Source organism: Arthrobacter saudimassiliensis (assembly GCF_059090665.1).
In genome coordinates, this window is sequence record NZ_JBNHFX010000001.1 from 657,966 (window position 1) to 670,668 (window position 12,703).

Genomic DNA, 12,703 nt, shown 5'->3' on the forward strand with positions numbered 1-12,703 from the left:
CCCGTTTAACCGTCGGGTTAGCCGTCGAGCTGGCCCAGATGACGGCGGGTGAACTCCAGGGTCCGCTTCAGCAGGTCCTCCCGCTCTCCGGCGCCCTTGGCCCGGCGGGTGCTGACTTCGATGCTGACGACGCCGGTAAACTTCCGTTCGGCCAGGTAGCTCAGCGCCTCGGCACACCGCTGCGTGCCCTCCCCCGGCAGCAGGTGCTCGTCCCGGCCGTTGGGGGTGCCGTCGGTCAGGTGGACGTGGGTCAGGCGGTCTCCGAGCCGGCGGATCTCCTCATAGGAATCCATTCCGGCGATGGCGGCGTGCGAGAAGTCCCAGGTGACGTGTTCATAGGGTTCGGGCACCGGGTTCCAGTGCGGCAGGTAGGCCTTGGCCTCGCGGCCGCGCACCCGCCACGGGTACATGTTCTCCACCGCCACGGTCACTCCGTACTCCTCCGCGACCCGGCGCACTCCTTCGGCGAAGTTCTCCGCGTAGCCGGTCTGCCAGCGGAACGGCGGGTGCACGATCACGGCGTGGGCCCCGACCTCGGCCGCCATGGCGGCCGACAGCTCCACCTTGGTCCAGGCCTTGCCCCAGACCTGCTGGGTGACCAGGAGAGTGGGGGCGTGAATGGCGAGGATCGGCTGCGCGTACTTCTCGCTCAGGTGCTTGAGTTCATCCGGGTTCCGGCTGATCTGGCTTCCGGTGACCATGACCTCCACCCCGTCGTAGCCCAGGTCATGGGCCACGGCGAACGTGTCATACACGCTCAGCGGATAAACGGAGGCGCTGGAAAGCACCACCGGAATGTCAGGCAGGGGCCTGGGGCTGCTGGAGGACTCGGGCATTCAGCTGCGCTTTCGCTAGGGAACCTGGCTTGTCTCCATTATGTCCCCGGCGGTGCCGGCCGCCGTCCGCCCGCCGGGGCGTTCACCCGGGCGGACGGACGGCCGCAGCGGCTACTTCCGCGCCGCGGCCCGCTTGCGGACCGGTTTCTTCGCAGGGCCCTTGGCGCGCTTTTCCGCCAGCAGCTCAATGGCCTGCTCGCGGGTCAGCTCCTCGATGCTGGTGGCCCGGGGCACGGTGATGTTGGTGACGCCGTCGGTGATGTACGGGCCGAAGCGGCCTTCCTTCACCACGATCGGTTTCTCCGAGACCGGGTCGGGCCCGAACTCGGCCAGCGGCGGAACGGCGGCGCGGGCGCCGCGCTGCTTGGGCTGGGAGTAGATCTCCAGCGCCTGCTCGAGGGTGATCGTGAAGATCTCCTCCTCGGAGCCGATGGAGCGGGAATCGGTGCCCTTCTTCAGGTACGGGCCGAACCGCCCGTTCTGCACCGTGATCTCGTTGCCCTCGGCGTCGGTGCCCAGCACCCGCGGCAGGCTCATCAGGGCCAGCGCCTGCTCGAGGGTGACGGTGTCCACGCTCATCGACTTGAACAGCGACCCGGTGCGCGGGCGCGCCTTCACAGGCTTCTTCGGCGGCTTCGGCTTGCCGTTCTTGTAGTACTCCACCGGCTGGGCGGCGAGCTCCTCCTCGGTCGGTTCCGGGATGATCTCGGTGACGTACGGGCCGTACCGTCCGTTGCGCGCCACGATGGTGCGCCCGGTTTCGGGATCGGTGCCCAGCACCCGCTCCTCGGGCCCGGCGCTGTTCATCAGCTCCAAGGCCTTCTCGGCGGTCAGCTCGTCGGGGGCCAGGTCCTCGGGCACGTTCGCGCGCTCCGGCTCGGTCCCCTCGGGGGCGTCGGCCGGCAGGACGCGTTCCAGGTACGGACCGAACTTGCCCACCCGCAGCACGATGCCGTCGGCGATCTCGATGGAGTTGATGGCCCGCGCGTCGATCTCGCCGAGATCGTTGACGATGGTGTGCAGCCCGGTCTCCTGCCGGTCGCCGTAGTAGAACCGGTCCAGCCACTCCACGCGGCCGGCCTCGCCGCGGGCGATCCGGTCCAGGTCCTCTTCGAGCTCGGCGGTGAAGTCGTAGTCGACGTAGTCCGTGAAGTGCTCCTCCAGCAGCCGCACCACCGAGAACGCGATCCAGCTCGGAACCAGGGCCTGGCCCCGGCTGGTGACGTACCCCCGGTCCATGATCGTGGAGATCGTGGCGGCGTAGGTGGAGGGGCGCCCGATGCCCAGCTCCTCCAGGGTCTTCACCAGGGAGGCTTCGGTGTAGCGGGGCGGCGGGGAGGTCTCGTGCCCGGCAGGGGTGATGTCCCGGGCCGCCAGCGGGTCCTGCGCCTTGAGCACCGGCAGCCGCGCGCCGTCACCGGACTCGCCGTCGTCCTCGCGGACCGCGTCGCGGCCCTCCTCGTACGCGGCCATGAAGCCGCGGAAGGTGATCACGGTGCCGGAGGCGGTGAACTCGGCGTCACGCCCGTCGGAGGACACCGCACCGAGGCGCACGGACGCCGTGGAGCCCTTCGCGTCGGCCATCTGCGAGGCGACGGTGCGCTTCCAGATCAGCTCGTACAGCTTGAACTCGTCGCCGCGCAGCGCGGAGGCGACCTGCGCCGGAGTGCGGAAGGAGTCACCGGCGGGCCGGATGGCCTCGTGCGCCTCCTGGGCGTTCTTCGACTTGCCCTTGTAGATGCGCTTCGCGTCCGGCACATACTCCGGCCCGTACAGCTCGGAAGCCTGCCGGCGGGCGGCGTTGATCGCCTGGTCCGACAGCGCCGGGGAGTCGGTACGCATATAGGTGATGTAGCCGTTTTCATACAGCCGCTGCGCCACCTGCATGGTGACTCGCGAGGAGAAGCGCAGCTTGCGGCCGGCCTCCTGCTGCAGCGTGGAGGTGGTGAACGGCGCCGCCGGGCGGCGGGTGTAGGGCTTGGTGTCCACCGAGCGGACCGTGAACGCAGCTGCTTCCAGCGACGCGGCGAGGCTGACGGCGGCCGCCTCGTCCAGGTGCGCGACGTCGGCGCTCTTGAGCTGGCCGCGGTCGGTGAAGTCCTTGCCGGTGGCGATGCGCCGCCCGTCCAGGCTGACCAGCTTGGCCTTGAAGGACTCGTCCTGCGCGGTGGTGAAGGTGCCCAGCAGGTCCCAGTAGGAGGCGGAGCGGAACGCCATGCGCTCCCGTTCCCGCTCCACGACCAGGCGGGTGGCCACCGACTGCACGCGCCCGGCGGACAGGCCGCGGGCGACCTTGCGCCAGAGCACCGGCGAGATCTCATAACCGTAGAGCCGGTCAAGGATGCGGCGGGTTTCCTGCGCATCCACCATGGCGACGTCGACGTCCCGCATTTCCTGCAGGGCGCGCTGGATCGCTTCCCGGGTGATTTCCGGGAAGGTCAGGCGGTGCACGGGGACCTTGGGCTTGAGCACCTGCAGCAGGTGCCACGCGATGGCTTCGCCTTCGCGGTCCCCATCGGTTGCGAGGTAGAGCTCATCGGCGTCCTTGAGCGCCGCCTTGAGCTCGGCGACCTTCTTCTTCTTGTCCGTGGACACCACGTAGTACGGCTCGAAGCCGTTCTCCAGGTCGACGGCGAACTTGCCGAGCGAGGACTTCTTCAGCTCGGCGGGAAGGTCCGAGGGCTGGGGCAGGTCCCGGATATGACCCATCGAGGCGGTCACCTCGAAGTCCTCTCCGAGATAACCGGCAATGGTCTTGCCCTTGGCGGGGGACTCGACGATGACGAGCTTTTTCTTCTTGCCGGTGTTCTTGTCCGATGCCTTAACTGGCACGTCTCTCCTACGTAGCGGAAGTGCTGATGGTTTGGATGATGGTCTTGCCGCGGGCCGCAGCGCCCGGCGCCGGTTCATCCACAGACAGTATGGGGGTTGCCCCAGCACTAGGGTAACTGGTCGGCGGAACAGTTACCGACGTGCGGGTTAATTACCTGTGGAGGGCTGCTCCGGCCGCTGCCGGGCCGCCAGCGGTACCAGGAACCCGTCCAGCAGCAGGTTCCGGACCTCGGCCTCCAGCCCGGACGCGAAGCCGGCATCGCCGTCGCGGCCCAGCAGCGCGGCCAGCGCGCCGATGATCTGTCCGGCGGTGAGGTCCCCGTCGGAGGCCGAAACGAAGCCGGCCAGCTCCGTGCTCATCAGGTTGGTGCGGCGGAATCCGGCGCCCTGGCGCAGCAGGATGACGCCCGGGTGCTCGGCGCCGGGGCGCTGATGACGTTCCTCGGTCACGTCGTCCGCGACCACCAGCCGCTCGCGGAGCAGGGAGGGCCGTTCGGCGGCCCAGTCGAAGCGCTCGACGGCGGCGCCCAGGTGCGGCCCGATCGGCTGTTCCAGGGGATGCGTAATCTCCTCAAAGCGCAGCAGCGGTTCGCTTCCGGTCCTCCGGCGCAGCCAAATCGAGCCGAAGCCGACGGCCTCGGTGCCGCGGGAGGCGAAGTCGCGCAGGTAGGCCTCGTAGGCGGCGGTGTACAGCTCCCGGTCCCGGTTCTCGGCGGCATCCCGCAGCCACATTTCCGCGTACTCGGCGGGGCTGAGCTGTTCGCGCTGGATTACCCAGGCGTCCAGCTCCGCCGGCACCCAGGAGCGGATCCGCCGCTCCCAGCCGGTGCCCGTGGCAGCCGCAGCGGTGTCCGGAGCGGCAGCCGGGGCCTGGATCTCCCAGTTGCCCAGCATCTGGGCGGTGCCGCCGGGGGCCAGCACGTCGCCGAGGCCGCGGATCAGCGAGGAGACGATGTCATCGCCCGGCAGTCCGCCGTCGCGGTAGGTAAAGCGGTCAGGCTCGTCCGCTCCGGTGCGCGGGGTGATGACGAACGGAGGATTGGAGACCACCAGGTCGAACCGTTCCCCGGCCACCGGTTCCAGCAGGGAACCCAGCCGCAGCGACACCCGGTCCTCGAGCCGCAGCGGGTCCAGGCCCAGGGCCGGGGCGTTCAGCAGCAGGTTGAAGCGGGTAAAGCCGAGGGCGCGGTCGGAGATGTCGGTGGCCGTCACGTGGCGGGCGTGGCCCAGCAGGTGGAAGGCCTGGATGCCGCAGCCGGTGCCCAGGTCCAGCGCCCGGTCCACCGGCCGGCGCACCGTCAGCTGCGCCAGGCTCAGCGAAGCCTGCCCGATCCCCAGGACGTGGTCGCGGCGCAGCACGCCGGGCCGCTGATGGGCTCCGAGGTCGCTGGCCACCCAGAGCGACGCGGCCGGGGTGTCCCCTTCCCCGCCGATGCCGTAAGGCCGCAGATCGACGGCGGCACGCAGCGCCTCTTCCCCGCCGGCAGCACCCGAACCAAGGGCAGCGGGGGCGGCGGAGTGGCTGGCAGGCTCCACGAGCCCCAGGCTGAGGAGCCCGGCAGCCCCGGCGGCGGGAAACGCACGGTCCAGATCAGCTGCAGGGAGCTCCGCTCCGATCAGCCACAGCGCGACGGCGGCGGCCACCGGGCGGGGCTGCGCGGCCGCCGCTTCCTGCCGGCAGGCGAGGATGGCAGGCACCAGCTGTTCCCGCCCCAGCGCCTCGGCCGCCTCCTCGCCGAGGAAGGCGGCGACGCCGTCGACCGTGTAGTCCATTGCCGTGAGGTCGGCCGCCAGGCGGGCCAGCAGATCAGGGTCGTCACTGTGCGGGGCATCCGGAATCCGGGCAAAGCTGTTCACCGCTTCAGTCTATGGGCGGATTCACCGCCCCTCGGGCAGCGGCAGCTCAGGCCGCGCAGCCCTCCGGGCAGCGGAGCGTGTCCGGATCCGATGCGCAGTCGGCGCAGTAGAGGGTGAGTTTGCGGCAGGCCGGGTTCGAACAGTTCTCGAACTTGCTGGTGGGCGCCTCGCAGCGGGCGCAGCGGCCGATCACCTCGGCGTCGTCGCTGAACTCGGTGTGCATGCGCCGGTCGAACACATACAGCGAGCCCTCCCAGAGGCCCTTGTCGCCGTAGGCCTCGCCGTAGCGGACGATGCCGCCGTCGAGCTGGTAGACCTCCTTGAAGCCGCGGTTGACCATCAGCGAGGAGAGCACCTCGCAGCGGACCCCGCCGGTGCAGTACGTCACGACCGGCTTGTCCTTCAGCTCGTCGTACTTGCCCGAGTCCAGCTCGCGGATGAAGTCCCGGGTGGTCTCGACGTCGGGCACCACGGCATTCCTGAACCGCCCGATCTGCGCTTCGAAGGCGTTGCGGCCGTCGAAGAAGACCACGTCCTGCCCTGCGGCGCGGCGGGCGTCCACCAGCTCGTGCAGTTCCTCCGGCCGCAGGTGCACGCCGCCGCCGACGACGCCGTGCTCATCGACCTTCAGCTCCCCGGGGGCGCCGAAGCTCACGATCTCCTTGCGCACCTTCACGGAAAGCCGCGGGAAGTCCTCCGCGGAGCCCTCGGAGTACTTCACCTCCAGTCCGCGGAATCCCGGGTACTGCCGGGTGGCCTTTACATAGGCCTTCACGGCATCCAGCGGGCCGCCGACCGTGCCGTTAATACCGTCCGGGGAGATCAGGATGCGCCCGCGCAGCCCGAGCGAGTCACACAGGGTGTGCTGCCACAGGCGGACCGCCTCCGGGTCCGGCAGCGGGGTGAAGAGGTAGTACAGAGCGATTCGGTTCATTGCCACCCCTCAAGGGTAGTCGGGCGCCGGGAACCGGCCGTCGACGTCGGGCCGTACACGGGGCCTGCAGGGCCTGCGCAGGGGCCGGCTGCGGGTTTACCGCCGCTGCATACCGTTCCCCCGCCCCGGCCGCTATCGTGCATGCATGATGGGCGAGCTGAGCGAGGAACTGCTGGAGACCTGGGTCTCCGGATGGGCGCAGGCCCGGGGCTACCGGATGCGGCACGAGGGCCGCTTTCCGGCCGCGCTGCTGCACGACAAAACCAACGACTGGGAGTACTTCGCCCTGGAACCCTCCAGCGACGAGTTCGCGGCGCTGGCCTCCTCGGCCCGGCACAGCCCGCAGCGGCTGTTCACGATCGTCACCCGGCGGCTGGACGAAATCCACGGCGCAGCGTCCGTGTACGGGCTCCAGGTCCGCTCGGCGGACGAGGTGTTCATGGTCCTGGCCATGGAGGGCCAGGACATCGAGGACCCGCTGCCCCCGGGGGATGGATATGTGACGGACACCCTGCGCTCCGGAACGGTGGGCGATGTCTCGGTGACGCTGGACGGGGCTCCGGTCGCCAGCGGCCGCGTCGCCGTGGTCAACGGCATTGCCGTGTATGACCGGATTCTCACCGACCCGGAATACCGGCGGCTGGGGCTCGGCAGCTATGTGATGCGGGCGCTGACTGCGGTGGCCCTGGAGCACGACGCCGAGACCGGACTGCTCATCTCCACCGCCGAGGGCCTGGAGCTGTACCGGTATCTGGGCTGGGAGCCGCTGGCCGGCGTCGTCATGCTGGAGCCGCGCCTCTGACGCCGGGCGACGGCGGGCGGCTCGGCCCGCGGCGAAACCGCTGCGGGCTGTCTGATCCCGGTGGGAGAATGGCCGCGTGGCCCTACACGACTCCCTGATTCCGCTGCTGGGCGGCGGAGCAGACCCCGAGCAGCTGGTGCATGTGCATGAGATCCCGGCCCGCGCGGCCCGGACCGTGCCGTGGCCGCAGTGGGCGCACCCCGACGTCGTGGCCGGCTACCAGCGCCTGGGCGTGCAGCTGCCCTGGCGCCACCAGGTTGAGGCCGCGGACGCGGCGCACGCCGGCAACGACGTCATCGTGGCCACCGGCACCGCCTCCGGCAAGTCGCTGGCATATCAGCTGCCCGTGCTGGATGCGATCCACCGAGGCGGGCTGGATGAGCGCGCCACGCTGGAGCCCTCGGGCGCCGTCGCCCTGTATCTGGCGCCCACCAAGGCGCTCGCCGCGGACCAGCTCTCGGCGGTCAAGGCGCTTGGGCTGCCCACGGTGCGGGCCGAAACCTACGACGGCGACACGGATCCCGGAGCCCGCCGCTGGATCCGCGACCACGCCAACCTGGTGCTCGCCAACCCGGACATGCTGCACTTCGGGGTGCTGCCCAACCACTCCTGGTGGGCACGGTTCTTCCGCCGGCTGAAGTACGTGGTGATTGACGAGGCGCACAGCTACCGGGGCGTGTTCGGGTCCAATGTGGCGAACCTGATGCGGCGGCTGCGGCGGATCTGCCGCTGGTACGGGGCCGACCCGGTGTTCATCGGCGCCTCGGCGACCTCCTCCGATCCCGGGGAGTCCTTCGGTCGGCTGATCGGCGGCCCGGTGCGGGCCGTCACCGACGACGCGTCCCCGCACGGCGCGGTGACGGTGGCGTTCTGGGAGCCGCAGCTGACCGAGCTGAAGGGCGAGAACGGAGCCCGCGAGCGCCGGACGGTGATCGCCGAGACCTCCGACCTGCTGGCCAACCTGGTCTCCGCGCAGGTACGCACGATCGCGTTCATCAAGTCCCGCCGCGGCGCGGAGAGCATTGCGTCGATCACCCGCCGGCTGGTGGAGGAGGTGCACCCGTCGCTGGCGGACCGGGTGGCGGCCTACCGTTCCGGCTACCTGCCGGAGGAGCGGCGGGCGCTGGAGCGTCGGCTGCGCAACGGCGAGCTGCTGGGCATTTCCAGCACCTCCGCCCTGGAGCTGGGCATCGACATTTCCGGACTGGACGCAGTGCTGGTGGCCGGCTGGCCCGGCACACGGGCCTCGCTCTTCCAGCAGATCGGCCGCGCCGGGCGGGCCGGGCAGGACGCGCTGGCTGCGTTCGTTGCCTCCGACGACCCGCTCGACACCTACCTCGTGCACCATCCGGAGGCGGTGTTTGACCGTTCCGTGGAGGCCACCGTCTTCGACCCCGCCAACCCCTATGTGCTGGGCCCGCATCTGTGCGCGGCCGCCGCGGAGCTGCCGCTGCGGCCCGAGGAGCGGGCGGACTTCGGGCCCACCGCTGCCGGCCTGCTGGAGCAGCTGGTGGCCCAGGGCTACCTGCGGCGCCGTCCGGCGGGCTGGTTCTGGACGCATGCCGAGTCCGCGGCGTCGCTGGTGAACCTGCGCGCCGCCGGCGGCGGGCCGATCAGCATCGTCGAGTCCGAGACCGGCACCCTCCTCGGGACGATGGATTCCCCGCAGGCCCACTACCAGGCGCACACCGGCGCCGTGTACGTCCACCAGGGTCAGACGTTCCTGGTGGATGAGCTGAACGCGGCCGACCACTGTGCCATGGTCAGCCGCGCCAACCCGGAGTTCTACACCCAGGCCCGCGACGTGACGCAGATCGAGGTGCTGGAGACCGAGCGGAGCGAGCAGTGGGGCCCGCTGCAGGCGTGCTTCGGCACGGTCAAGGTGACGACCCAGGTGGTGTCCTTCCAGCGCAAGGCCCTGGTCTCGAACGAGATCCTCGGCGAGGAACCGCTGGAGCTGGAGGCCCGGGAGCTGTTCACCAAGGCGGTCTGGTTTGTCCTGCCGGACGACGAGCTCACTGCCGCCGGGCTGGCCGCCGCGGATTTCCCCGGCGCTCTGCACGCGGCCGAGCATGCCTCGATCGGCATGCTGCCGCTGGTCGCGACCTCGGACCGGTGGGACATCGGCGGGGTATCGACCGCCCTGCACGCCGACACCGGCATGCCGACCATCTTCGTCTATGACGGCCACCCCGGTGGAGCAGGCTTTGCCGAGCGGGCCTATGAAGCTGCACAGATCTGGCTCTCGGCCACCCGCGATGCCATCCGCGCGTGCGAGTGCGAGGCCGGCTGCCCCTCCTGTGTCCAGTCCCCCAAGTGCGGAAACAAGAACAACCCGCTGGACAAGAACGGCGCAGTGACGCTGCTCGGGGTGCTGTTGGAGCACGCGCCCGCAGCGGCTGCCGGAACGGAGCGGGAACAGGTGCCTGCGGCGGGCCGCTGACGCGTCCGCGCGTCAGCACCGGCCTGCCGTTGTTCCACAGGGCCTGCACCGGGCGGCCCGGCATGGGCAGTTCCGGTCACGGACATTCCGGCCAGCGCCGGGACCGGCACCCGCACGGTGACGGTCGCGGTGCCCGCCGCTTCGTCCAGCAGGCACTCTCCCAGCCGGGCGCCGTTCCGGCCGGCTGCCTCCTCCGCAAGGCTGCAGGGCTGTGCCGACCTGAGCCCACGCACCGCGTCGGCGGCGGCCAGGGCGGACAGGTCCGCCGCCGTCGACGCCCGTGCGGAGGCCACCAATGCCTGTGCCATGAGCAGGATGCCGGCAAGCAGCAGGACTACGGCCAGGGCGACGCCGAGCAGCAGCGCCGTGCCCGCTCCCCGCTCCCCGTCGGCGGGCCGGCCGACGCCGGCGGATGCCATCAGGGACCGCCTTCCGCCGGCGCTGCGGCCGAGGCCCGAAGCGTGACGGGAAGCCACCGCAGCAGGGGTGCGTCCAGTCCTGCGGATACCTCCACCTGCACCCAGCCGCCGGCTTCCTGCAGTTCCACGGCAGCCTCCTCCCCGGCAATTCGACGAGCCGCCCCCACCGCCAGCTCATCCTGTCCCCGCATCACCTCCCTTGCGGCTGTCCGTGCCGCTTCCTGCACCCTGAGCTGGGTGACCCCTGCAGCTGCTCCGGTGAGCAGAGCAGCCAGGATCAGCGTCAGAGCGGGCAGCCCCACCGCCATTTCGGCCGTGACGGCGCCCCGCTCCCGCTGCCGGCAATGCCCCGTTGCGGTTCCAGCCCCGGACATCCCGCCGGAACCGCTGCTCTCACGCGGCTGCCCGGCACCGGAACCCGCACCCGATAGTCCCCGCATCCTGCCTTCCTCCTTCCTCCTTCCTCATTCCTCCTTCCGCGCATGGCACGCCCCTTTCCCAGATGAGGCGTGGGGCAGCCCGTTGAACTGCCCCACGCCTCCCGAGGCAGGCACAGCGGGTTTCAGCCGAAGCTGAGCGCCGACTGGATCAGCGACATCAGCATCCCCCGCACCTCACCGCTGCCGAGGACGGCGGCCAGGAGCGCGGCGAAGGCAACTGCCGCCAGGGTGGCGATGGCGTACTCGGCGGTGGCCATGCCCGCTTCAGGGTCATCCGGCAGCTGCCGGGCGGCCGTACGGCGAACCTTCCAGTCAGCCAGGTCCACGACGTCAGAGCTTGCCACCCGGCTGCGCCGGGCGGCTTCCGCTGCCGGGCTGCTTTCCCCGAGAGCCGGTTCCGCCCCGCAGCCGGTGAGGTTGCCCGGCCGCTGGTTCTCAAAGCGGCGGGCGTTCTGGATCTGCTTCATCATTCGTCCTTCCCGGAGGTGCGGCGGTCGGCTGACCGCCCGTGAACGCCATACTTCGGGAGCGCGGGGCCCGACGGGACGGGCCAAGGGACGGCTCTGGACCGGGACGGACGCTTCGCCGGGGTGTGGAGGAACTGCGCCGGCGCCCGTCAGCCCAGTATCGGCGCCGGTCATCCCAGGTTTGTCGCCGGTCAGCCCAGGTCCGGCAGCAGGGACATGAGCAGCGGAAGGACGGTCAGGGCGGCGAATGCCGGCAATGCGCACAGCCCCAGGGGCAGCACCAGGCGGACCCCGAGAACTGCGGCCCGTCGTTCCAGCGCACGCATCCGGCGCCGACGGAGCTGGGCCGCCTGGGCCTGCAGCACCCGCGCGGCAGGCGCCCCGCTGCCCGCCGCGTAGGTCAGCGCGTACCGCAGGTCGGCCAGGACCTGGCCGGTGCCGCCCGCCACGCCCCGTGCCGTGTCCGCTGCGGGCCGGCCGGCAGCCAGCGCCCAGGCTTCCTCCCAGGGAAGCCCAAGGCCCAGACCTGCAGAGAGGCGTTGCAGCCCGTCGGCCGCCCGCTGCTCGCACAGGCCTCCGACCACCTCCAACGCGGAGCCGAGCGGTCGCCCCGCCGCCAGCATCACCGCCACGAGGTCCAGCATCAGCGCCGGGTCGCTGATGCCCGGCGGCGGGTCAGGTTCGGTGGACGGCTCAGCCTTCCGAGCCGCGGCCGGAGGAAGAAGCAGTACAACGGAGCCGGCGGCGAGCAGCAGCGCCACCAGCGCTCCGATCATTGCGGTGCCGTTCCGGCTGCGGAGGCAACGAGCCGCCTGGACCAGACGCGCCCCGCCACGGTCAACGCCGCCGCGGCCGCCAGCACCGCCCAGCCAAATCCTGAGGCCAGCAGCGTGCCCAGCGGATCCGCGCCCAGCGCGTATCCCAGTCCCAGCCCGCCCACGGGCAGCCAGGCCAGGAGCCGGACGGTGGCCTGCGGGCCGGCAAGCACGCCGTCACGGGCGGCCTGAGCGTCCAGATCCGCCTCCAGCGCCTCCGCATACCGGTGCAGCAGCTCCGAGAGCGGCGCGCCGCTGGCCTCGGCAACGTGCACGCAGGCGGCAAGGTCCCGCCAGAACCGGGCCTCGGTCGACACCTCCCCGGAGCGGCGGCCCGACTGGAGGATGAGCGCGCCCGGCCGCCGCCGGCCGGCTGTGGACGCCGCGTCCTGCAGCACCGGAACCACGCTCAGGCCCAGCCGGGCGGCACGCGACGCGGCAGCCAGGACGTCGGCCCGAGCCTGCGGGACGTCCCCCGCTTCCGCTTCAGCCCGGCAGAGGGAGGCCGCGTCCGCCCACAACGATCCCGGAGAGCGGCCCGCGGCCAGCAGCCCGGCCAGCTGGTGCACCAGCAGCGGCAGGGAGTCATCCTGTGCGGACTGCGCCCGCGGGACCTGCCAGCGGTCTTTCTGAAGCGGCCGGCGTCCCGGGGCCGGGTGCCCGGGTCCGTCCGGCCGTCGGTCCTGGCCGCCCGGGGCGGGCTGCTCCGGGACCGACGGCCGCCCGGCGGGCCGGCGAAGCTGCCTGGGCATCCGGGGCACCGTTGCACCCAATGTTGCCCCCGCACCCGGTCCCGCTCCCCCGCGTGGGCGGCCCCGGCGTCCGGGCGGTGCTCCCTGCACCAGGGCGAGGGCTGCG

10 protein-coding genes and 1 pseudogene are annotated in these 12,703 nt (G+C 71.3%); 2 read left to right on the plus strand and 9 right to left on the minus strand.

Features of this window, described 5'->3' with window-relative positions; all coding sequences use genetic code 11:
* Positions 1–17: 17 nt before the first annotated feature.
* The 4 genes from AC5RV6_RS03030 to trhO all read right to left on the minus strand — a co-directional run bounded on the left by AC5RV6_RS03030 (position 18) and on the right by trhO (position 6,465).
* Complete coding sequence (locus AC5RV6_RS03030; protein WP_494005796.1) at positions 18–836, minus strand: sugar phosphate isomerase/epimerase family protein; 819 nt, start codon at positions 834–836, stop codon at positions 18–20.
* Positions 837–947: 111 nt separating this feature from the next.
* A complete protein-coding gene (topA, locus tag AC5RV6_RS03035; RefSeq protein ID WP_494005797.1) occupies positions 948–3,668 on the minus strand; it encodes a type I DNA topoisomerase in 2,721 nt (906 codons plus the stop codon).
* 147 nt (positions 3,669–3,815) lie between these two features.
* Positions 3,816–5,525: a DUF7059 domain-containing protein gene (locus tag AC5RV6_RS03040; RefSeq protein ID WP_494005798.1), complete on the minus strand. Its 1,710-nt coding sequence runs from the start codon at positions 5,523–5,525 to the stop codon at positions 3,816–3,818.
* A gap of 46 nt (positions 5,526–5,571) precedes the next feature.
* Positions 5,572–6,465: an oxygen-dependent tRNA uridine(34) hydroxylase TrhO gene (gene trhO, locus AC5RV6_RS03045; RefSeq protein ID WP_494005799.1), complete on the minus strand. Its 894-nt coding sequence runs from the start codon at positions 6,463–6,465 to the stop codon at positions 5,572–5,574.
* Positions 6,466–6,604: 139 nt separating this feature from the next.
* Here trhO and AC5RV6_RS03050 point away from each other — a divergent pair, with 139 nt between their 5' ends.
* Positions 6,605–7,261, plus strand: coding sequence for a GNAT family N-acetyltransferase (locus AC5RV6_RS03050; RefSeq protein WP_494005800.1), 657 nt, complete (start codon positions 6,605–6,607; stop codon positions 7,259–7,261).
* 76 nt (positions 7,262–7,337) lie between these two features.
* Positions 7,338–9,704, plus strand: a complete 2,367-nt coding sequence (locus AC5RV6_RS03055; protein WP_494005801.1) for a DEAD/DEAH box helicase — start codon at positions 7,338–7,340, stop codon at positions 9,702–9,704.
* A gap of 65 nt (positions 9,705–9,769) precedes the next feature.
* Here the strand turns inward: AC5RV6_RS03055 and AC5RV6_RS03060 are convergent.
* From AC5RV6_RS03060 to AC5RV6_RS03080, 5 genes and pseudogenes are all read right to left on the minus strand, one after another.
* Positions 9,770–10,123: pseudogene (locus AC5RV6_RS03060) on the minus strand (Rv3654c family TadE-like protein); the annotation flags it as partial.
* The gene (locus tag AC5RV6_RS03065) at positions 10,123–10,431 is read right to left on the minus strand and encodes a TadE family type IV pilus minor pilin (protein WP_494006617.1); all 309 of its coding nucleotides are present in this window, start codon (positions 10,429–10,431) and stop codon (positions 10,123–10,125) included. The gene AC5RV6_RS03065 and the pseudogene AC5RV6_RS03060, both read right to left, overlap by 1 nt.
* A gap of 254 nt (positions 10,432–10,685) precedes the next feature.
* On the minus strand, positions 10,686–11,030 hold the full coding sequence (locus AC5RV6_RS03070) for a DUF4244 domain-containing protein (protein WP_494005802.1): 345 nt from the start codon (positions 11,028–11,030) through the stop codon (positions 10,686–10,688).
* A 191-nt stretch (positions 11,031–11,221) separates the two neighbouring features.
* On the minus strand, positions 11,222–11,806 hold the full coding sequence (locus AC5RV6_RS03075) for a type II secretion system F family protein (RefSeq protein WP_494005803.1): 585 nt from the start codon (positions 11,804–11,806) through the stop codon (positions 11,222–11,224).
* Positions 11,803–12,597 carry a hypothetical protein gene (locus AC5RV6_RS03080; RefSeq protein WP_494005804.1) on the minus strand — a complete coding sequence of 265 codons (795 nt, stop codon included), beginning with the start codon at positions 12,595–12,597 and terminating at the stop codon, positions 11,803–11,805. The genes AC5RV6_RS03075 and AC5RV6_RS03080 overlap by 4 nt, the downstream gene beginning before the upstream one ends.
* Positions 12,598–12,703 lie beyond the last annotated feature (106 nt).

Excerpts from the sequence above, each read along its gene's own strand:
- AC5RV6_RS03030 (WP_494005796.1), bottom strand. The coding sequence starts at position 836 with ATGCCCGAGTCCTCCAGCAGCCCCAGGCCCCTGCCTGACATTCCGGTG.
- AC5RV6_RS03050 (WP_494005800.1), top strand. The coding sequence starts at position 6,605 with ATGATGGGCGAGCTGAGCGAGGAACTGCTGGAGACCTGGGTCTCCGGA.
- AC5RV6_RS03065 (WP_494006617.1), bottom strand. The coding sequence starts at position 10,431 with ATGGCGGTGGGGCTGCCCGCTCTGACGCTGATCCTGGCTGCTCTGCTC.
- AC5RV6_RS03070 (WP_494005802.1), bottom strand. The coding sequence starts at position 11,030 with ATGAAGCAGATCCAGAACGCCCGCCGCTTTGAGAACCAGCGGCCGGGC.
- AC5RV6_RS03075 (WP_494005803.1), bottom strand. The coding sequence starts at position 11,806 with ATGATCGGAGCGCTGGTGGCGCTGCTGCTCGCCGCCGGCTCCGTTGTA.
- AC5RV6_RS03080 (WP_494005804.1), bottom strand. The coding sequence starts at position 12,597 with ATGCCCAGGCAGCTTCGCCGGCCCGCCGGGCGGCCGTCGGTCCCGGAG.